Here is a 17,975-nt window from a genome sequence, read left to right on the forward strand (position 1 = left end):
TTTATTGCCACAAAATTATACTGCTTAAACAGGTAAACACGCAAATGGATTTGGGTTTTCGCCCAAAGTAACCTTTGACCCCCTAATACGTTTTAATTTCACAACCAACAACAATGTGTATGAGTATCCAGCCTAAAATGTTACATATCTTGCTCTTTTGCCTATTTATTGGCCTTCAGAGCTATGCGCAGGAGAGCCAGTCAGTACAACTAAAAACGACCAGCGGCCAGTTTATCAAGATAAACGACGACGGCAGCCTGACCAGTACCACTGAGCAGGGAACGAGCGCCACACAGCTTGAAATAGTGTTTATCTATGCAGATAAGAATATGGTCGCGCTCAAAACCTCACTCAATAAATACCTCACTGCCGAAGGTGAGGGGAGGGCTCGCGCACACTTTCAGCTGTCGGCCAATGCGGAGGCAGTCGGAGAGTGGCAGACTTTTGAGTTGATAGACCTCGGCAACAAACAGTTTGCCTTCAAAACACACTATGGCACGTATGTACAGGTAGATAATGCTGGTAAAGTCAGTGCCAAGGGTTTTGATACCCAACAAAATGCAAGGTTTGAGCTTGTGGGTTTTTGAAGTATGAAGTATGGCTTTACACTTTTACTCGGACTTTTTGTGGCTAATTATCAAATGATTGTCAACATTGAATGATGTGAATATGAACAACAAGTAAGACTGGTCATTTACTTTTGCCGTCCGAATTTAGGAGTTTGTTTATCCGCTCTTAATCGACACCCAAATGCAGCTCTTTGGCTGCTACATCATTAAAAATGCTCGTCATAGCCCTCCCACGCTTTTAGTCGTGGGCTAAGCCTATCAAAACAGGTGTTCGTTTTAGCGAAACAATTACTACGTAGCGGTACACCAGAAGGCCTTAACATTCGGGAGGCCAACATACTATTGATGGATTAAATCTTACTCACAAACTGAGTATCGCCCAAAAAGAATGTGATAAAGCCCACTATCAGATTGAGTTGCGACGAGCTTCTGACATCATCTATAACGCCGAATATGAGTCCATTCATCAGGGTGGGTATCAACTACTCAAAATCATTAGAAAATGCCGTCTCCTACTCAAAACCAAGGCAGCCAAGGCGAAACCATAGCCATTGATTTTTTGACTCAAAAAGGTTACCGCCTTTTGTCGCGCAATTACCGCTACCGACGTGCAGAGATAGACCTTATTTTTAGCTATCAAGACAAGCTCTTGGTTTTTGTAGAGGTCAAATGGCGCAAAGACAACGGCTACGACCTGCCCGAAGAAACGCTTTCTGATACTCAAATCCAGAATATCTTCCTTGCTGCCGAACACTATCAAGAGGAGCAACAATGGCAAGGCCCTATCCGTTTTGACATTGTGGCGCTACGAAAGCTCCCCCAGCAGCTCGAAATCATCCATTTTGAGGACGCGCTCATCTAATACTTGTATACCACCACCTGCCCTCAAATGATTTATGAAAGCTTATACCGAAGATGGCCTCAGTATTACTATTGCAGACAAAAACGAAATCAAACGTGGTGGGGAGGGCAAAATCCTGACCATCCCCGAAATGCCCGGCCATGTCGCCAAAATCTACCTCGATCCCAACAACAAGCATATGTCCCAAGCGCAAAAAGATGCGCTCAAGGTCTTGGACGCATCTGTGTTTGTGCGTCCGCAGGCATTGATTTATCCTGCCAAAAAATCTTTGGAGATTTTGGGTTTTGTGATGGAGTACCTCTCCAATGACTTTGTACCCTTGGCAGCCTTATTCAACAAAAACTTCTGCGCCAGCTACCAGATTGACCTTCCCAGAAAGCAAAAAATCGCCGAGCAGATGGTCGCAGCCGTGGCCCTCGCACACCGCAACGACATCACTATCGGCGACCTCAGCGGTCTCAACATCCTCGTTACGCCCGACGGTGAGGTGCGTTTTATCGATGTAGACGCATACGAAACACCCATCCATACCCACTCCGGCCTGCTGCTCGACGAAATCCGCGACTATCTCTACCAAGGCCATGTATCGCAAGAAAGCGACTATTTTGCCTTGGCTGTCATCTTGTTCAATCTGTTTACCTACACCCACCCTTTCAAAGGAGTTCATAAACAATACCGCTCTATTGCGGAGCGGATGCTACACAAGATTCCGGTGTTTGCCCAAGACCCCGAGCTGATTACCCCCAAGTGTTTTATGCCTATTGTTGTGCCAGATTTACAGATGCAGTTTGAGCGCATTTTTGTACAAGGGGAGCGTTTCTTACTGTCCCTCAGCAGCCAACCTGCGGTAGTAGCCGCACCATCGATGGCCACTACGCTAGTGTTGAGCCAAGATCGCCTCGTGATGAAGGAATTGTACACCTTAGCCCCCGGTGAGCGCATCGAAGACGCTTATTTTACCGATACTTTGGGCTACCTCAGCACCAACCAGCGCCGCCTCGTATGGGATACCATAGCGCAGGGAAGCCCTCAACGTCGCCACGAAACCAATGCTGACGAATGGGAGGCGATGTATGTTGGCAAGACTAACTGCCTGGCTCGCCGCCACAACCAGCTTTGGATGCCTCAGAGCGGTGGCAAATGGACTCCCATTACCAATTTCCAACTCCACGAAGGAATGCGTACCTGTATGGTAGACTCCGTCTTGGTTTGTGTGGACGAGGAATACTTGCGCTATGTTTTTGTAGATGAATTGCTCCAAACCAATGTACGGGTAGAGCAAGTACCTGTTTTTGGTAAGGGCTTCACACTCCACCCCGGCGGGGTAATGCAACACGTAGGTGGGGTTTCGTATGTGTTTTATCACTCAGGCAAGACACTCTCCAGCTTCAAAGCCGGAGAACGACTCCAGCAGGTCTTTATCAGCGGTACGGTCGGTATTGCGTCCTTTATCCAAACCCTACAACAAGAAACCAGCTTGCGGCACGAGTATTTCAGTATCAATGGTTTGCAGATGCAACTCAGCGGCCAGACCCTCTCCCACCACAAACAAGTAGCTTTCAAGCCTACTCCTCAGGGAGGGTTGGTGTTTGAGCCTGCTGATGACCAGCTCATCATCCGCAGTGCCCAAGACTTCCAAATACTCCAGACGATGGACTGCCGCCTACTGAGCGACCAAACACGTCTTTTTGCCACCCAAAGCGGTATCATCGCCGTAGAGCCGGAGTTTGTTTATGTGCTCAATACCAAATAACAGACCGTGCACGGCCATTGCCTGTGCCTTGTAGGTAACCAAGAATAATAAACAATAGGTGCTTTTATTGCATTTTTTGGAGAAAATTAGCATATTTGAGCTGACTAACCTACATTCTCCATATTAATACCAACGTTTATGAAGCGTTATGACTACATCATTGTCGGGGCTGGCACGGCAGGCTGCATCTTGGCCAACCGCCTAAGCGAAAACCCCAACACACAGGTGCTTTTACTCGAAGCCGGAGGCAAGGACAAACGTAAGGAAATCCATATTCCGGCGGGCTATGGTAAGCTCAACCGCACCGAAGTAGACTGGGCCTACAGCACCGAGCCTCAGGCTCACGTAGACAACCGCCGGATTTACCTCCCCCGTGGCAAAACCCTCGGCGGCTGCAGCTCTACCAATGCGATGATTTACATCCGAGGCAATGCCCAAGACTACGACGACTGGGCCAAGGCTGGCAACCCCGGCTGGCGCTATGAAGAAGTGCTGCCGTATTTTCTCAAATCAGAGCATAACGAGCAGTTTAGCAATGCCTACCACCAACAGGGCGGTCTACTCAATGTAACACACCAGGCCTACCAAAGTCCTCTTTTGGAGAGTTTCTTACAAGCACATCGCGAGCTAGGCTATCCAGTGGTAGAGGATGTCAATGGAGCAGACCAAGAGGGAGCCACTCGGGCGCAGTTTACAGTCAAAAACGGGCAAAGATTCAGCGCCGCAAGGGCCTTCCTCAAGCCGGCGATGAGCCGCCCCAATCTGACTGTCATCACACACGCCCTGAGCGAGCGGATTGTTTTTGATGGCAAACGCGCCATTGGTATCGTATACCTCGACAAGCGCGGTCAGCGCCAAGAGGTACAGGCTTCGCAAGAAATCCTTCTGGCGGCAGGGAGCTTCAACTCGCCTCAGCTGCTGATGCGCTCTGGTGTAGGCAACCCTGCTGAGCTGCGCCCCCACGGCATTGTCAGTATCCACGACCTTCCTGGTGTTGGCCAAAATCTCCAAGACCACTTGCTGGTCGTCGTCGGCTGTTTGTCTAACCAAAAAAACACGCTTAACTCCGCCGAGACCATCGGCAACCTGTTCAAGTACCTGATTTGGAAACGAGGCCCTTTTGCGGCCAGCCCTCTGGAGTCGGTTTCTTTTCTGAAAAGCAATCCTGAGCTTGCCATCCCCGATATGCAGATGCACTGGGCTCCGGTGCAGGCCGGCACATCGGATTATGACCCCAGCATAGACTTCTATAACCCCGATACCTATCCTAAGATTGACGGCTTTTCTATCTTGCCCACCTTGCTCAAGCCCAAAAGCCGTGGCTATGTGGGTTTGCGCTCAGCTAACCCCTTGGATGCACCGCTGATTCAGCCCAACTTCCTCAGTGCAGAAGAGGATATGGAAACCTTGCTCGCAGCCACCAAAGTTGCGCAACGCCTACTGCTCTCCAATGCATTTGCCCATACCCGAAAAGAGATGCACTATCCGCCACTACCACACAACGACGACAAACTGCGTACACACATCCGCAAAACCCTCGAAACGGTATACCATCCTGTGGGTACTTGTAAGATGGGTACTGACGAAATGGCCGTAGTCGATGCCGAGCTGCGCGTACACGGTTTGGAAGGTCTTCGGGTTGTGGATGCGTCAATTATGCCCGAAATCACCAATGGCAACACCAATGCTCCTGTAATGATGATTGCCGAAAAGGCCGCTGATATGATTCTGGGTAAGGTTTCTAGCCTCAAAACCACTGCTGCCTACGGGAATTAGATAAGGAACCACGCCACTGGGCATTTTCAAGCTCCACAGCTCAAACTGTGGGTTAAGTGTTATTTTACCCCCAAATGAGACCCCAACTTATCTCGGAGCTCCGGCTTCGAGATACTTTTCCAAAAATCTCCGAAAGCCTACTGTTTTATTTCAAAAACCCACGTTGAAGTTTGGAGTGTTGTTCCAACCTAGGGCTGAGCCAGAGATACAACAACCAAGTCAGGCCAGTACCTAGTACAGCGCCGGCATAGGTGTCTTCAAAAAAATGCTGTGCTAGGTATACCCGCGAAATAGACGCTAGCAAGGCTATTACAAATAGCAGCCCTCCTACCCAGGGTTTTTTACTAAAAATAGCCAATAACAAGCATACCGAAAAAGCGGTGGTAGAGTGCCCCGATGGGAAGCTATTGTAGGCGTGGACTTCTACCCCGGGCACATAATGAATCCATTGGTCTGTCCCAAAAAAAGCCTTAGGACGGAGAGCATCCGGAAACACAAAGCGTTTGAGCAACTGAGCTGCCAACGAGTTTAGAGCCAACGCAATCACCAGTATCAGCCCACGCCCATAATGAAACGCTAAAAATATAAGCGCGACAAGGCCATAAAAAATTCCATCACCTATCCAGGTCGCATATTTAAAAAATATATCTAATAGTGGCGTATGTGCTCCATTCAGCCACAAAACCATCTCTCCTTTGAGGGCATTGCCCAGCCATATCCCACCAGAGATGAGGTACACGAGCAAAAATGTAAAAAACAAATAGTTTTGGATGAGCGTTTGGCGGAGGGTTTGAAGCATAATCGATTTGACTTGAGGACAATGTGTGTTACTGTGGCAAAACTACAAAAAAAGCGCTAGGAATAAAGGTCCTAGCGCTTTTCGGAAGCAGCGACACTAGGCCGTCCCATAGTGTTACTGCTTTTTGGTGGATTTAGCTCAGCCCTTCTACCTCGCCATCGACGATGTCGATGTGTAAGGCTTGTGGATTCTTGGGTAACCCCGGCATACGCATGATATCCCCACAAACGGCGACAATAAAGCCTGCCCCACTGTTGATGACGAGGGAGGCTACAGGCAGCTCAAAATCAGTCGCTACGCCCAAAGCTGCGGCATCGGCGGAGAAGGAGTACTGTGTTTTGGCAATGCAGACGGGCAGGTGGTCGAGGCCGAGCTGGCTGATGCGCTTGAGCATCTGCTGGGCTTTGGGGGCAAAGCTGACCGAGCGGGCGCCGTATACTTGCGTGGCTACTTTGTTGATTTTGGTGGCGATGTCGTCGCTATCGGCATAGCTGAAGCGTATGGGGTCAGCGGATTGTTGGGCGATGGTGTCTACCACGGCCTGCGCCAAGGCTTCGGCTCCGGCACCTCCGTGGGTAAAACTGTTGTTGCGGGCAAAGCGTACTCCTTGACGCGCTACGTGTTGCTGTACCATTTGCATCTCGGCTTCTGTGTCGAAGTGGTATTGGTTGAACGCCACTACGACCGACTGCCCGAAAGCCTTCATATTTTGAATGTGTTTGTCGAGGTTGGCCAAGCCTCTTTGTAGGCCTTCGGGGTGAGGCTGCTTAATGTCGGCTTCGGGTACGCCGCCGTGCAGTTTGAGGGCTTGCGAGGTAACCACAATCACCGTGGCCTTGGGGGCGATACCCGCCGTACGGCATTTGATATTGAAGAATTTTTCAGCCCCCAAATCAGCGCCAAAGCCTGCTTCTGTTACTACATAATCGGCATAGCTGAGCGCCATCTTGGTGGCCAGTACAGAGTTGCAGCCGTGGGCGATGTTGGCAAAAGGTCCTCCGTGGACGATGGCGGGAGTGTTTTCGGTAGTCTGCACGAGGTTGGGCTGGAGTGCGTCTTTGAGCAGTACGGTAACAGCGCCGGCAAAGCCAAGGTCGCCCACAAACACCGGGGTATTGTCTGCCCGATAGCCCAAGAGAATGCGGGAGATGCGCGCCTTCAAATCGTCGAGGTCGGTGGCGAGACAAAGGATGGCCATAATCTCCGAAGCGGGCGTGATGTCAAAACCTGTTTCGGTAGGGATGCCGTGTGCACCACCGCCCAAGCCCGTAACGATGTTGCGCAGGGAGCGATCGTTTACATCCAGGACTCGCTTCCAGAGTACTTGTTTGAGCTGCTCGGGTGTACCTCGGTGTTGGTATTGATAATTGTCGAGCAGGGCGGCAATCATATTGTTGGCCGCTGTGATGGCGTGAAAATCTCCGGTGAAGTGTAAGTTGATGTTTTCCATCGGCAGTACCTGTGCATACCCTCCTCCAGCGGCGCCGCCCTTCATTCCGAAGCAAGGGCCTAGTGAAGGCTCACGCAGCGCCACGATGGCTTTTTTGCCCAAGCGAGCCAGTCCCAAGCCCAGGCCTACCGAAGTGGTAGTCTTGCCGATACCAGCCTTGGTAGGTGTAATGGCCGTTACAAGGATAAGATGCGCTTTTTGGGCGGCCTGCGGCCTTAATGCCTCCAGCGGTACTTTGGCCATATAGCGCCCATAGGGGATGAGCGTGTCTTCTCCGAGCCCCAACTGAGCTCCAATGGTTTGGATATTTTGCAGTGGCGTTTCGCGTGCGATTTGAATGTCTGATTTCATATCGAGAGTTTGTATGTATTGTGTTGTAAGTATTGCAGAGCCGCATCTCTACTGAAGGCTCCAAGGTACAATATTTTCGGCAACATCCGTATTTTAAGCCTGCTTCATAACCTTTTTCGCACACGCGGGGTTACACTCCCAGTACTACTAAACCACTCATTATCAGAAATATGTCGAGTATCGAAAAAACCTACCAATGGCTGCTCTCGGAGCATACCAAACACCGAAGCGAGGCAATCATCCTGGTGATTGCCATCGTTAGTTTTTTGCTCCATTTGGCGTTGATTTACCTCTTGGAGTTTGGCATTGTCAAACTATCCCACGTACCAGCACTATTGCGCAGCCCCATAGCCGCTATCTATACTCCGTTTTCGTTTATCTTGGTGTATGAAGTATACTTGTTGGTGTATTACCTGCCCAAATCTATCACGGTGTATATCGGCAAACAATACGAAATCATCACCCTTATCATCATCCGGCGTTTGTTCAAGGATTTGGCGGGGCTGAAGCTCTCCACCGATTGGTTTGCTGTAAAGGAGGATTTACAGTTTACTTATGATTTGCTTACCGCCCTTGTCTTGTTTTATGCTATTTACCTCTTCCACGCTAATATTGCCAGTAAACCTGCTGATATTCAAAAAGTAATCCCTACACCGGTAGCGCGGTTCATCTGGTTCAAGCAGTTGGTTGCCGTTTGTTTAGTACCGGTTTTGGTTGCTATGGCGGTGTATGCCTTTGTCAACTGGGCGATGGGTGTGTGGGTATCAAGCCAAGACCTAGATACTTCGTTCAAGAACCTGAATAGTATCTTCTTCGAAGAGTTTTTTACGCTGCTGATTATTGTGGATGTGCTGTTGTTGCTTTTCTCTTTCTTCTACACCAACACTTTTCATAAGGTAATTCGCAACTCCGGCTTTATCATTTCTACTATTTTGCTGCGGATATCGTTTTCGGTAGAGGGGCTGATAAACAACCTGTTGATTGTCTCGGCGATTCTTTTTGGGTTGCTGATGGTCGTCATTCATAATCAATATGAGCGCCTGCATCAAAAAAACACTGCGCTGATGGATGTTTCTTGAAGGTAACATAATATATATTCCACAGCTGCTAACGGCTAATAAGGAATCATTTTTGCGCATCAAAATCATCATTAGCCATAGTTTAAATAACTTATGAACCACTCCTCCCTCACACTCTGTCTCGTTGAAGCACATACACTCCCAGCGGCTGTTCGCCAAGAGTGGCGTGGTGTAATGGTATACGATATGTATCACTACCAAGCCCATACAGCGTACTGGCTATTAGGGTTGAGTGTTTTTTTGGACTCTTGGTGTTGGTGTTTGTCGGTTGGTCGGAGTATGAGGACATCATGGCCAATAAAATGCGTCTGGGGAGTTTGTTGGTCGTGATGGGGGGGCTGATAGGGTTGGCCGGGCTTTCGTGGTGGGGTTATCGGTACTTTGATACCCCTCAGACAAGCGATAAGGCAACAACACCGCCAAGAAGGACGCACAACAGAGGCTAAGTTGGTATATCTAGACGCGTTTGTGCGGGATGGCCGCCACAAAAGTACGACTACCTACACGGGTTATTATCACCTGAAAGAAGGAACTTGCTTGATTAAAGCGCCTCTACACGGGCCGTACAAAAAATACCGAAACACCACTGGTCAAGGTAGACCCGTCCGCAATACTCCCGCCTACAACAGGAGGCTAGGTACTCTGCGAAGCTACACTGGCGTAAGCAGCTTCAGGACAGCGTTCAGTAGCCCCCGCGCAAGGAGCTACTGATGATGCTCTAAAGGTTCTAATCAAAATGGCTGGAGCTTTGCCCAACTGACATTTTTACTCAGGTGTTGTTGCATTATCTGCCTCCAAACTTCGCTGCAATAGCAGATAGCCAATCACACCGGCAACAAGGGAGGCCAGCAAAATACCTACCTTGGCTTGTAAGATGTATGCTTCATTGCTAAAGGCCAAGGTAGTGATAAACAGCGACATCGTAAAGCCAATAGCTGCCAGAAAAGATGTAGCAACGATACTGACAAAGCTGATTTCTTCGGGCAATACTACAAGTTTGGTCTTGATACCCAAATATACTGCTCCCGAAATCCCAATAACCTTTCCCAACAATAGACCCAAGATAATTCCCAAGGTAACAGGGCTAGCCAAGGTGCTCAGGACATCGCCCGAAAAAGACACTCCCGCATTGGCAAAGGCAAAAATAGGCATTACCACGAACGCTACCAATGGGTGCATCCCGTGTTCGAGCTTTTGGAGAGGAGGAATAACACCCTTGGTAACATACTGAATCTTGTCTAGGTTTTTTTGCTCTTCATAGCTCAATAAGCCTTGATGGGCTTCATCGTCAAATTTTTTGTCAAAGGTGTGCAACAAAAACCTGATTTTGCGCACATACAGTGGCTTAGAAATTTTGACATTAGCCGGAATGGTAAAGGCTGCCAATACGGCTGCAATGGTGGCGTGTACGCCCGAAAGCAGGAAGGCTGTCCACAGGCCAACAATCCCCAAAGCGCCATAAAACACCGCATTGCGTACGCCCAACACATTGCCCAAAATCATAAGGCTAAGGAAAACAGCGCCGATACCAAGGCTGAACAACGAGATTTTGGAAGTATAGAAGAGCGCAATCACGAGTACTGCGCCCAAGTCGTCGATGATGGCCAAGGCAGTCAGGAATACCTTGAGCGAAAGAGGCACTCTATCGCCCAACAAATACAGCACTCCCAGCGCAAAGGCAATATCGGTAGCCATAGGGATACCCCAACCATTGGCTGCTTCGATACTCGCATCTTGGTTGAGTGTCCAGTAAATCAGGGCTGGCAACAAAAACCCACCCAAACCCGCCACTACCGGCAAGATGGCCTTGCGTGGGTCAGCCAGCTCACCGGCAATGATTTCGCGCTTCAGTTCCAAGCCCACCACAAAGAAAAACATCGACATCAGCCCATCGTTAATCCAAAGCTGCAAAGGCTTGTTGATTTCAAAACTACCTATTCCTATCCTGAACTTTGTCTGCCAAAGTTGCTCAAACTCAAGCGACCAAGGTGAGTTAGAGAGTATCAATGCCAGCGCTGCCGAAATAAACAATACGATGCCGCTCGATGTAGATTGGCTCATAAAATTACCTACCGGCTTGAGTACCCATTTCTCTACAGGAGTAGTTTCTAGTTGATTCATTATACTTCAAGAATAGTTTTAAAATTGAAAAATGCACCTTCTCTATCCCAAAGATAGGGCATATAAGGTGGCCTTCAAAATAAAACCAGTCAAAGCCAAAGATTGTTTGGTATTCGCAGCCCCTGTTTTAGACTGCTACCTCGGCCTTGATAGCCGGATGTGGGTCGTAGCTCTCAAGGCTGAAATCGTGGTAGTCGAAGGCGAAAAGGTCTTCAATGTCAGGGTTGAGGCGCATTGTAGGCAAGAGCCTAGGACTGCGGCTCAGTTGGAGCTGGGCTTGGGCTAGGTGATTGGTGTAGAGGTGTGTGTCGCCGCCTGTCCATATAAATTCGCCCGGAGCCAAGCCACAGACCTGCGCCACCATCAGGGTCAGGAGCGCGTAGGAGGCAATGTTGAAGGGCACTCCCAAGAATACATCGGCACTGCGCTGGTAGAGTTGGCAGGAGAGCTTGCCCTCGGCCACATAAAACTGAAACAAGGCGTGGCAGGGGGGCAGCTTCATCGCGCTTACTTCGCCTACATTCCAAGCGCTAACAATCATCCGGCGGGAGTCGGGTGTTTGTTTGATTTGGCGCAAGACCTCGGCAATTTGGTCTATCTTACGCCCATCGGCGGCAGCCCACGAGCGCCACTGCGCCCCATAGACAGGGCCAAGCTCGCCCTGCTCATCGGCCCACTCGTCCCAAATGGATACCCCGTTTTCTTGCAGATAGCGCACATTGGTGTCGCCTTTCAGAAACCAGAGCAGCTCATAAATGATTGATTTGAGGTGTACCCGCTTGGTGGTCAGCAAAGGAAAGCCTAGGCTGAGGTCATGGCGCATTTGGTAGCCAAAGGTGCTGTAGGTACCGATGCCGGTGCGGTCGCCCTTGGGCGTTCCCTTGTCGAGTAGGTGCTGTAAGAGCGCTAGGTATTGGGTTTCGATATTATAAAGCATACGCGTGGGGATAGTCAGTCAAAAGTAATCGCTCCGCAAAAGTAGGGATTGTTGTGGTTTTTGTGGAGAAAATATTGTGGGGATTTTGGGGAAGGTTGTGCCAAACACTTCAGAAACCCCATAGCTCAATCTGTAAGCCAACGCCACAAAAGCGCCATTTTTATATCAAAAAAGCACTCTAGGTTACCCGAAGCGCCATCTTTGGAGCTACTACGTTGAAAGTGGCCGATGGGTCATCAATGATTCTAATGTCTTTCCCACTTCGGACTAGGCAGGGAGATGCCAGATAAAAACAATATCATTCTTTTAGTTTTTTGATATTTTTATTCGTTGATAATGACTTTGTCTGACTGATAGCGGTTTGATTGAGTTTTGTTAATCTTTCGGATTGTGGCAAGCCCATTTTAATAAATTCCGCATTCAGACTCTCTAAATTGGCTAAGACCAAAAGCTGCTCTATAGTGGCATAGTCTCTAATATTTCCATCTGATTCTGGGTTTTCTTCTCGCCATTGTTTAGCGGTCTTTCCAAATAGGGCAACATTCAATACATCGGCTTCGCTAGCATAAATAATACTAGTTTGCTCTTTATTTAATTTTTTTGGAACAATACTTTCTTTGATAGCATCGGTATGAATGCGGTAATTGATTTTAGTCAAGGTTCGGTTGAGATCCCAGTTGAGCTTGAGACGTTCGTTTTCTTCGTCGTTGAGCCGTCTAAACTCTTTGATGAGATAAACCTTAAACTCAGGACTAATCCACATTCCGAATTCAAAAGCAATATCAGCGTGTGCATATGTGCCGCCGTATCTGCCTGCAGTAGCCTTTAACCCTATAGATGAGTATTTTTTAATAGCATATTTTATTATAATGAAACACTGAAAATCGCTAATTTATTTAATAATACTTAATCTTGAAAAGGGTAAAACCGCATAGATATAATCCAAAATATCTACCGGAGCAAAGGTGTTGGCCTTGGCTTGTTTGTCGGGGGTGAAGGTTAGACCGATGCGTGCGGCTAGTTGTTGTACAGTGGCAGGGCTAAGGTTGGGGCGTGGTCGCGTGTCGTCTTCAAAAAGCCCTTGGGCAACAGGAGGGGCAAAAGCGGCCAAACGCCGTTCGAGCTGCTCTGCACGAGAGTGCGAAGGATGCTAGCGCAATCGATGCCCGACCCGAAGGGCAAGCCCAAAAAATCGTCCAACTTTTGTAGTGTTAGGACACCGCCGGGGTTTCGCCGGAAGTGGTCAGTTGGAGCTTGACCAACTGGCTGTAGAGGCCTTCTGGCAGGTCTACCAACTCTTGGTGGCTGCCGGCTTCGGCGATGCGTCCGTCGTTGATGACATAGATGGTATCTACTTGGCGGATGGTCGAGAGGCGGTGGGCGATGATGAGGGTGGTGCGGTTTCGCATCAGGTTTTCGAGGGCCTCTTGCACGAGTTTTTCGGAGGCCGAATCGAGGGCGCTCGTGGCTTCGTCGAGGATGAGGATGGCCGGGTTCTTGAGCAGGGCTCGGGCGATGGCGATGCGTTGGCGTTGGCCACCGGAGAGCTTTACGCCACGCTCCCCTACGAGGGTCTCCAGTCCTTCGGGGAAGGTACTGATAAACTCCCAGGCATTGGCCTGACGGGCGGCAGCGATGATTTCCTCTTCGCTGGCTTCGGGCTTGCCATAGGCGATGTTCTCGCGGATGCTACCGCCAAAGAGGAGTACTTCCTGCGGTACAATGCCGATGTTGTGGCGCAAGTGGCTGATGTCGTATTGGTCGAGGGGGCGGCCATCGACCAGTACCGTCCCTTGGGCGGGGTCATAATAGCGCGAAATGAGCTGCGCAATTGTCGATTTGCCTGCGCCGCTATGCCCTACAAGGGCTATTTTTTTACCGGCTTCTACCCATAGCGACACGCCCTTGAGGACGGTGATGTCGGGACGGGTGGGGTATTGAAACACCACATCGCGCAGCTCTATCTCGCCGCGCAGGGCGGGTTGGGCTTTGGCCGTGTTGACGGCCATAGGCTGCACTTCGGACTGCTCATCGAGGATATCCAGAATGCGCTCCGAAGCCCCTACGGTGCGCTGTACTTGGGCATAAAGCTCACCCATACCACCGACAGCCCCCCCGATAAAGGCGGTATAGATGATAAACGAAGTCAGTTCGCCAACCGTAATCATCTCTTGTGCTACCATCCAAGTGCCATACCACAGCACCAAAACAATAGCCCCAAAGAGGGCAAAAATCACAAACGACACAAAAATACCACGCAGCCGACCTGCTTGTACGGCGCGTAAGAGCACGGTATGGAGGGATTTCTCGTAGCGCCCTAGTTCAAAGCCTTCGTTGGTGAAGGACTTGACGGCTTGGATGGATTGCAGCGTTTCTTCGACTACTACATTGGCTTCGGCCAGTGCGTCTTGGGTCTGTTTGGAGAGCTTGCGGATGTATCGCCCAAAGACCATCGCCGCAATAATGAGCACCGGGAAGGTCGCCACCATCAGCAGGGTCAGGCGGGTAGAAGTCAGCAACAAGACGCTTACCCCTATTACGAGGGTAGCCACCTGTCTGAAAAGCTCGGCCAAGGTAAACGAAAATACATCTTGGAGTTGGCTCACATCGGAAGTAAGGCGGCTGATAAGCTCGCCCACACGGCGCTGCTCAAAAAAGCGCAGGGGCAGGCCAATCATCTTTTCGTACAAGCTCCGGCGGATGTCACGCATGGCACTCTCCGTAACCTTGACAAAAAGCATAATCCTGAAAAAAGAAAACACCGCCTGCAACAACAAAATACCAATCAGCAGCAGCGCTATCTGATTGATAGAGAGATTGATTTTGCCCATTGCCGCATCGAGCAGCTGCCCGGCAAAGTAGGGGAAGGTGAGGGTAGTGAGGGTAGAAAACACCAAGAACACAAGACCCAACGCAAAAGGCCATCGGTAGGGCCACATAAATCGAAATACACGTAGGGCTTTTTGTAAATCCTGGCGGCTGAGTTTGCGGCCCTTGTCAGGATGTTCTTCTGTTTGTTTGGATTGGGTCTGAGGCATAATATCTGTCTAAAAACAAAAAAGCAACGGAACGTTTAGCGTCCTAACTGCCTGTGAGAGAATTTGGTTATGAGAACAGCACGATTACACCGCGCTTTGTGGGGGTATTGACTAAAACCTCACCCGGTCTTTGAGTTGGTCTTTGACTGCATTGGGAGGGTAATTGAGTACCACCACCTTGCCAGCTATCTGCGCCAGCAGGGGTTTGAGTATTTTGTCGGCATTTTGGATGGTCATCTCGGTAATGTTGGCCTGATAGGCCAGCCGGGCTATTTCTTTCTCGGCAGCTTTGAAGGCCTTGTCAATCAGTTGGGCATCATTAAAATAGGTGTTCTTGGTGTCGTAGATTTTGGAGTCCTGATGGTTGATTTTGTAATAACAAAGCTCTGGGGCAGGCATAGTCAAGAAGAGTGTGTCTTGCGTATCGAGCAAGTGCTGGGGCTTTATCTGTGCCAAATCGATACAACCTACGGCCTCCCCGCTGACGATGAGCATCACCTTGCTGTCCGGAAACCAGTTGTACTTGACCTTGTGCTCTACCACATCCTTGAATTTGTACTTCACCAGCTCTACCTTGCCTAGGGCTTCGATTTCTTCCAAAACAGAGCGGTGCGTTGTTACCTCTTCGGTCTTCAATCCGCCAAAAAGTGAGCCTCTGAGTCCTTCCCAGGCCAACCCTCCCACCAATACGGCCACCAATACCAAGGCTACAATGATGATGCTGCGTGTCATAAAATTTCTTTAATTTTGGTCTAACCCTCCGCCTCTGCCAACAGATTGCAAAGGTAGTAAGTTTGAAAGTAAAAACAGCACTGCCTTGGGTTGAGTTTGGGTTAGTGGCTTTAAATTTGGCTCTCCACCCATACTATTAGGTATTTTTGATTTTTGTCGTTGTTGTGCCCGTTGAGCTAGGCTATATCCAATCGACATTTTTCAAATCCTACAATTAAAACTGTGGGCTAAGGCTGTGTCCCCACTGCCATAAATCAAGCCAACTACGCGCTAGGTCATACCCAACCTACACAGGCTGAAGTATACACTACGCCTTACACCTTCTTATAAAAACAGCTAAGGCAAAAAATCTTATGCTTTTTTAACAGATAACCCCTATATTGTGCACGTAACTATCGTCGGATACCCTTATGGAGCATATGATTTATTCGCAGCAAGTTCTCAGAAGCCCCTCGCTTTGGGACAAAATGCTAGGTAAAAAAATCAAGAGCAATGCGGTTATAGAACTAAATAACCTTTTGGCTACCAAAGACTTACTAGACATTAGCCTTGAAGAAGTACAGGCTATTTCGGCCAGTTATGAGGTCAATTTCAGTACCGAATTTCAGGACGAAATCAAGGGTTTCTATCGCCAATACCTCCATAGTTGCCTCGACGACAAGTACCTCTCTCAAGAAGAGTTGCGCGACTTGCGCCACCTCAAGTACATTCTTGGCCTTAATGACAAGACTGTCAACCAAATACACGAAGAACTGGCAGGTCAGATTTATAAAAACGAAGTCGAAAAGCTACTCCAAGACCACCGCATCGACGACCGTGAGCGCGCCTTCATCCAACAACTCCAAAATGACCTCAAGCTCCCCGATGAAATTGCTGAGCGCATCTACAGCACAAGCAGCCGCCAATTGGTAGAACAGTTTATACACGATGCCATCGAAGACAAGCTGCTCTCCCCCGAAGAAGAACAGGAGCTACAAAGCATCGCCCAGAACCTCAATGCCACCATACACCTCAGCAAGGCCAACCGCTCGGCGCTCGAAAAATACAAGCTCTTCTGGCAAATTGAAAATGGCGAAATGCCCGAAATAGACCATCAGTTGCCCCTGCCCAAGAAAGAAAAAGTCTACTTTCAGAGCCGTATCCGCTGGTATGAGGAAAAGAACGTGGGCAACCAAACCATTTTCAACCGCGCAGCCCTACATCTAAAAATCAATAAGGGAGAGTACTGGCGCAATATTGAGCAAAACCCCACCTTCAGCCCCGATGCTGATTGGGAAATGGTAGATGAAGGGATGCTTTACCTGACCAACAAGCGCATTATGTTTGAGGGTAATAGCGAAAAAAGAGTGTTGTTGCTCAGCCGTTTGTTCGATTTTACAGTCTATAACAATGGCCTAACTCTTGACAAAGAACAAGGACACAAGGATGTTTTTGTAGAAATCAGCCACAACGCCGACATTTTCGGGATGTTGTTGGGCAAGTCTATCATTATGCTCTAGCCCTCCTCTTCTTCGGGAGCTGTTTCTTCTAGTGCTATTGTAGGCAGGTGAATGCGGTATCGTACCGCTAAAAGGCGGATTAAAATCACCACGGCAATCGTCAGGCACATATTGAGCGTATTCTCGACTTGGAGCGCATCCAACAACAAAAATAAAACCGCCCCAGCCACACAGGCCGTTGCATATAGTTCTCGATGGAAAATAAGCGGTAAATCATTGCATAGTGTATCGCGCAGTACCCCACCCACTGTGGCCGAAACCATCCCCATAATGATGGCAATAACGGGCGTAACCCCAATCATCAGCGCCTTTTGCATCCCCAAAATAGTAAAAAAGCCAATGCCGATACTGTCAAACAAAAACAAGGTTTTCTTCAGTGGGGCTATGTATTGCTTGTAAATCAAGGTCAACCATACGCCTAGCAAGATTATAGCAAAATACCGGACATCTTCCACCCACACTACCGGATGAATCCCGAGAATGATGTCGCGGGTAGTGCCCCCTCCTACTGCCGTTACAAAGGCCACAAACAAAACACCGAAAGAATCAAGCCGTTGTTTGTTGGCAGCCGAAAGCGTTCCGCTGACCGCAAAAACAAAAGTACCAGCAAGGTCTATAATTTGTAAAAAATTCATATATCAAGATTTTTCTGACATTGACTGGCTTACCAATATGGCTGCCCTAGGCAGATATTGTGGTAATAAAGTTAAAAACTGTTCATATTTACCCCAATCACAACTACTTAGCTCTACATAGCTTTTCTGCTCCTCAGGGAAGGTATGAATAGCCAAATGACTTTCGGCTAACAACCAAATACAGGTATAGCCCTGAGGCTCGAAGTGGTGCTCCATGTGATTCAATACCTGAAAATCAGCCGCCAATAACAGCTTTTCAAACAACGGTTGAAGCGTAGTAGGCGTGGTTTCACTTATCCACCAATGATGATTATAAATAACAGCTTTCATGTATTTTCCAAAATTGAGTCAAGCCAAAACAACAGAAGCTCGAC

At 48.8% G+C, this 17,975-nt stretch carries 17 protein-coding genes; 6 read left to right on the plus strand and 11 right to left on the minus strand.

The features are described 5' to 3' along the window. The first annotated feature begins 119 nt into the window (after positions 1 to 119). From G499_RS0109985 to G499_RS0110000, 4 genes are all read left to right on the plus strand, one after another. Positions 120 to 587 carry a fascin domain-containing protein gene (locus G499_RS0109985; protein WP_026999824.1) on the plus strand — a complete coding sequence of 156 codons (468 nt, stop codon included), beginning with the start codon at positions 120 to 122 and terminating at the stop codon, positions 585 to 587. Between the two features lie 484 nt (positions 588 to 1,071). Then, complete coding sequence (locus tag G499_RS0109990; protein ID WP_026999825.1) at positions 1,072 to 1,431, plus strand: YraN family protein; 360 nt, start codon at positions 1,072 to 1,074, stop codon at positions 1,429 to 1,431. Between the two features lie 34 nt (positions 1,432 to 1,465). After that, on the plus strand, positions 1,466 to 3,184 hold the full coding sequence (locus G499_RS0109995; protein WP_026999826.1) for a hypothetical protein: 1,719 nt from the start codon (positions 1,466 to 1,468) through the stop codon (positions 3,182 to 3,184). A 138-nt stretch (positions 3,185 to 3,322) separates the two neighbouring features. Next, on the plus strand, positions 3,323 to 4,960 hold the full coding sequence (locus G499_RS0110000; RefSeq protein WP_035727198.1) for a GMC family oxidoreductase: 1,638 nt from the start codon (positions 3,323 to 3,325) through the stop codon (positions 4,958 to 4,960). Positions 4,961 to 5,105: 145 nt separating this feature from the next. Here G499_RS0110000 and G499_RS19505 read toward each other — a convergent pair whose 3' ends face one another. Beyond that, a complete protein-coding gene (locus tag G499_RS19505) occupies positions 5,106 to 5,759 on the minus strand; it encodes a phosphatase PAP2 family protein (protein ID WP_051296142.1) in 654 nt (217 codons plus the stop codon). Positions 5,760 to 5,892: 133 nt separating this feature from the next. Then, positions 5,893 to 7,560, minus strand: a complete 1,668-nt coding sequence (locus G499_RS0110010; protein WP_026999828.1) for a formate--tetrahydrofolate ligase — start codon at positions 7,558 to 7,560, stop codon at positions 5,893 to 5,895. A gap of 170 nt (positions 7,561 to 7,730) precedes the next feature. Here G499_RS0110010 and G499_RS0110015 point away from each other — a divergent pair, with 170 nt between their 5' ends. Continuing rightward, the gene (locus G499_RS0110015; RefSeq protein ID WP_026999829.1) at positions 7,731 to 8,639 is read left to right on the plus strand and encodes a hypothetical protein; all 909 of its coding nucleotides are present in this window, start codon (positions 7,731 to 7,733) and stop codon (positions 8,637 to 8,639) included. Between the two features lie 194 nt (positions 8,640 to 8,833). Here G499_RS0110015 and G499_RS21810 read toward each other — a convergent pair whose 3' ends face one another. The 7 genes from G499_RS21810 to G499_RS0110045 form a co-directional block, all read right to left on the minus strand. Next, positions 8,834 to 9,073 carry a hypothetical protein gene (locus G499_RS21810; RefSeq protein WP_154658400.1) on the minus strand — a complete coding sequence of 80 codons (240 nt, stop codon included), beginning with the start codon at positions 9,071 to 9,073 and terminating at the stop codon, positions 8,834 to 8,836. Between the two features lie 331 nt (positions 9,074 to 9,404). Continuing rightward, on the minus strand, positions 9,405 to 10,760 hold the full coding sequence (nhaA, locus tag G499_RS0110020) for a Na+/H+ antiporter NhaA (RefSeq protein ID WP_026999830.1): 1,356 nt from the start codon (positions 10,758 to 10,760) through the stop codon (positions 9,405 to 9,407). Positions 10,761 to 10,887: 127 nt separating this feature from the next. Beyond that, on the minus strand, positions 10,888 to 11,697 hold the full coding sequence (locus G499_RS0110025; RefSeq protein ID WP_026999831.1) for a thymidylate synthase: 810 nt from the start codon (positions 11,695 to 11,697) through the stop codon (positions 10,888 to 10,890). 298 nt (positions 11,698 to 11,995) lie between these two features. Continuing rightward, positions 11,996 to 12,589 carry a KilA-N domain-containing protein gene (locus tag G499_RS19510; protein WP_081413746.1) on the minus strand — a complete coding sequence of 198 codons (594 nt, stop codon included), beginning with the start codon at positions 12,587 to 12,589 and terminating at the stop codon, positions 11,996 to 11,998. Further along, positions 12,590 to 12,808, minus strand: coding sequence for a hypothetical protein (locus G499_RS21135; protein WP_026999832.1), 219 nt, complete (start codon positions 12,806 to 12,808; stop codon positions 12,590 to 12,592). A 100-nt stretch (positions 12,809 to 12,908) separates the two neighbouring features. Continuing rightward, a complete protein-coding gene (locus G499_RS0110040; protein ID WP_026999833.1) occupies positions 12,909 to 14,735 on the minus strand; it encodes an ABC transporter ATP-binding protein in 1,827 nt (608 codons plus the stop codon). Between the two features lie 111 nt (positions 14,736 to 14,846). Continuing rightward, a complete protein-coding gene (locus G499_RS0110045) occupies positions 14,847 to 15,467 on the minus strand; it encodes a DUF4230 domain-containing protein (RefSeq protein WP_026999834.1) in 621 nt (206 codons plus the stop codon). A gap of 410 nt (positions 15,468 to 15,877) precedes the next feature. Between G499_RS0110045 and G499_RS0110050 the strand changes: the two genes are divergently transcribed. Next, positions 15,878 to 16,966, plus strand: coding sequence for a hypothetical protein (locus tag G499_RS0110050; RefSeq protein ID WP_026999835.1), 1,089 nt, complete (start codon positions 15,878 to 15,880; stop codon positions 16,964 to 16,966). Here the strand turns inward: G499_RS0110050 and G499_RS0110055 are convergent. After that, the gene (locus tag G499_RS0110055) at positions 16,963 to 17,601 is read right to left on the minus strand and encodes a trimeric intracellular cation channel family protein (protein WP_026999836.1); all 639 of its coding nucleotides are present in this window, start codon (positions 17,599 to 17,601) and stop codon (positions 16,963 to 16,965) included. The genes G499_RS0110050 and G499_RS0110055 overlap by 4 nt on opposite strands. 3 nt (positions 17,602 to 17,604) lie before the next feature. Continuing rightward, complete coding sequence (locus G499_RS19515; RefSeq protein WP_051296145.1) at positions 17,605 to 17,931, minus strand: S-adenosylmethionine decarboxylase family protein; 327 nt, start codon at positions 17,929 to 17,931, stop codon at positions 17,605 to 17,607. Positions 17,932 to 17,975 lie beyond the last annotated feature (44 nt).

Origin of the sequence: Eisenibacter elegans DSM 3317 (assembly GCF_000430505.1) — a bacterium.
Taxonomy (GTDB): Bacteria; Bacteroidota; Bacteroidia; order Cytophagales; family Microscillaceae; genus Eisenibacter; species Eisenibacter elegans.